A 1,401-nucleotide genomic window follows, 5' to 3' on the forward strand; every position below is an offset into this window, starting at 1 on the left:
CTTCTCTTTTGGGGCGGTAGGAGTCAAGCAAAGGCTCTCCTCGCGGGATGATAGAGCCCGCGGCTGATCGCGTTGGCTGATTGCCGACAAGCATCTGCAAAGCGCAGCGCGATGGCGAGGTCCCGCCAGGAGTCTGGCTTCTCTTCGAAGTCGGCGCGAAGGCCGCTTCATGATCGGGTCGGATGGAAGGGCATCTCAATCTTTTTCACGAACTGCCAGATTGGCGTTCAGGCCCGTCTCGAGATTGCCCACCCACTCGTCCCTGAACGGGACCTCATCCGCGCGGCGACGCGGAATTCTTCGGCTGGTTCAGGCGGCCTTGGCCTCCCAGCGATACGGTGTGTTGTCGACCCACATCCGGTGGAGGATGATCGCCAGGCGCCGAGCGACCGCGATTGTCGCCTTTGCCATCCCTCGACGACGAGCCACGGACAGTCCCCACGACTTTAGCGGCGAGCTGCGCTTCGAGATGCACAAAAGCGATCCTGCGGCCTCATACAAGGCAGAGCGGATCGACCTATCGCCGCATTTGGATATCCCGCGGTCTCGATCGATCTCTCCGGACTGATAGCGCGAGGGCGTCAGCCCGAAATGAGCGGCGACGGATCGTGACCGATCAAAGCGAGCCGGCTCGTCGACACCGGCCCGGAAGCTGAGCGCGGTGAATGGACCGACGCCCGGCGCCGTCATCAGCAGCTTGCAGGTCTCGTCGCTCTCAGCCAGGCGTTCCATTGCCTTGTGCAACTTCTGATACTGTTCCCGCAGCACGCGTCGAACCTCCAGGAGAGGTTCGATCACCAGTCGTAGCTGGGGAGATTGCTCAATCAGTTCGATGATTCGCCGCTCGAACTGCAGCCGGGTCACGGCGCCGACCTTCATGCCGAAGTTGCGCAGCAGGCCGCGCAGATTGTTCTCGGCATCGATGATCCTGGCCTGCACGAATTTCCGGGCGGTGAGCAACATCCGGATCTCCTGGCTCCGGACCGTCTTGACGTGCACCGGCTTGTACAGCCCGACCCGCATCATCTGCGCGATGCCGCGGGCGTCGTTGCGATCGGTCTTGTTGATCTGCGCCGAGAGCGCGGCCTTCATGTGCCGCGTCTCGACGCAGATCACGGGAAACCCCGCGCTCGCCAGGCCGCTGTAGAGCCATTGCGACAGCGGCCCGGCCTCCAGCCCCACCCGCTTGTACGGGCCGCCGACCGCATGAAGCAGTTCGGCGATCGCCTCCGGCTCGCTCTCGACCTTGCTCTCCCGGATCAGCTTACCGGCCGCGTCCATCACGCAGACGCTGGTGGTGCGAACAGACACATCAAGACCGACGAACAGCTCCATGGCAGGCCTCCTCCCGACCGATTCAACCGATGGAGCCTGCCCGGAAAGCCTCCCTCCCGTCACTCT

Annotated in this window: 1 protein-coding gene; it reads right to left on the reverse strand. The window is 63.3% G+C overall.

Annotated features, from left to right (window positions below; genetic code table 11):
- Positions 1 to 309: 309 nt before the first annotated feature.
- Entirely contained in the window at positions 310 to 1,335 is a 1,026-nt protein-coding gene (locus FG93_RS18510; protein ID WP_043236987.1) for an IS110 family transposase, read from the reverse strand.
- Positions 1,336 to 1,401 lie beyond the last annotated feature (66 nt).

The organism is Allobosea sp. LC85 (assembly GCF_000735605.1).
Lineage (GTDB): Bacteria > Pseudomonadota > Alphaproteobacteria > Rhizobiales > Beijerinckiaceae > Allobosea.

What these genes read in the sequence shown, in the direction of transcription:
- FG93_RS18510 (WP_043236987.1), bottom strand. Translation starts at nt 1,335, where the DNA reads ATGGAGCTGTTCGTCGGTCTTGATGTGTCTGTTCGCACCACCAGCGTC.